2 protein-coding genes are annotated in these 1,322 nt (G+C 38.1%); one reads left to right on the forward strand and one right to left on the reverse strand.

Annotated elements, in window-relative coordinates; genetic code table 11:
* Nucleotides 1-325: 325 nt before the first annotated feature.
* On the forward strand, nt 326-967 hold the full coding sequence (locus WS40_RS10635; protein ID WP_325208542.1) for a type III toxin-antitoxin system ToxN/AbiQ family toxin: 642 nt from the start codon (nt 326-328) through the stop codon (nt 965-967).
* Here WS40_RS10635 and WS40_RS10640 read toward each other — a convergent pair.
* Nucleotides 964-1,322, reverse strand: a 359-nt coding sequence (locus tag WS40_RS10640) for a type IIL restriction-modification enzyme MmeI (protein ID WP_325208543.1), incomplete at its 5' end; no start/stop codon positions are given. The two genes, WS40_RS10635 and WS40_RS10640, sit on opposite strands and share 4 nt — an antisense overlap.

Genomic DNA, 1,322 nt, shown 5'->3' on the forward strand with positions numbered 1-1,322 from the left:
CTATCTCTCTTTTCTTTTTTCTTAATTTTGTCCAATATCTATTGTAGCACTACAGTGTGCTGCTTTTTTATGTTGAATTTTACTTGACATTTTGTCGCAAGTAGAGTATAATATAAGTGAAGATAAGCAATGCTTATCATATGGAGGTCTTTGACCTTTGTAAAAAGAGGTAGTCCCTACCGTATAAGTGGGAGTTTTAAAAGCAGTGGACCCTACTGTGAGTGGGAGTTTTAAAAGCAGTGGACCCTACTGTGAGTGGGACCTATAAAAAACTTGGCTGCGGTATTTATATCGCAGCCTTTTTAATGAGAAACGGGTGAGAAGTATGAAAAAGAGGAGATTACATCTGTATACATTAGATGTCAAATATGTTCGTGATTTGGCTAATGCCGATAATAGAGTTATGTCAGTGTCACCTCAACAACATAAAGAAAATAGACCTTTTGTGGGAATAATAATTATTATGAAACAGCATAATTACTGTATTCCAATGACATCGCCTAAGCCTAAGCATAATAAGATGAAAAATGATCTTGATTTTTCTAAAATATTGGATTCAAATAATTGTTTGATTGGAGCGCTTAATTTTAATAATATGATTCCAGTTTCAAATGATGTAATCCAAAAGTTAGACATTCGTCCCAGCAGTAGTGATACTCCGAAAGAAAGAGAATATAAGGAGTTGCTAAATAATCAGCTCGACTGGTGTAATGATAACATTGATAATATAATTAAAAAGGCGAACAAGCTTTATCGCTTAATTACTCAAAGTCCTGAAAAATCAATCAACCTCACACGCCGTTGCTGTGATTTCAAAAAGCTTGAGGCTGTTCTTGAAAGACGTTTGGCTAAAGCGCAGTCAAACGAGTACGAGCCGAAAGAAAAAGCTGTTGCGGCAAGTGCAGAAATTCCAGTTAGACATCCAGCCATTATACGCAGACGCAAAAATACAGGCAGATCCCGTTAGGGGCTGCCTGTTCTCTGTTTATTGAAAAGCTTGATCAGAACTTTGAGACGTGCGTCGTCATTGAAGAAAAGCTGTTCGCCATAAAGCTTTTCAACGGCTTTGTCCAGATTGATATGGGCAAGCAGCAGCTCAGGCGGTAGGTCATTATAGACATTGCCGAGTGGCTGGTCTTTGTAATTCATTCGCAGCTCAAGTATCCTTGCAGCAAGCCGAGCGATATTTTCTTTCTGTTCAGTGGTGATATCTTCAGGAAAAGGGAAGTTCTTGTAGCATAGGATGTTTGAGTATCGGATACACATATCAAGACGTCCACAAAACATTCTTACCCAGGCATTGTGCATTGATGATGATAGCA

The sequence above is a fragment of the Ruminococcus sp. N15.MGS-57 genome (genome assembly GCF_000980385.1).
GTDB classification, from domain to species: domain Bacteria; phylum Bacillota; class Clostridia; order Oscillospirales; family Ruminococcaceae; genus Hominimerdicola; species Hominimerdicola aceti.

Excerpts from the sequence above, each read along its gene's own strand:
- WS40_RS10635 (WP_325208542.1), top strand. The coding sequence starts at position 326 with ATGAAAAAGAGGAGATTACATCTGTATACATTAGATGTCAAATATGTT.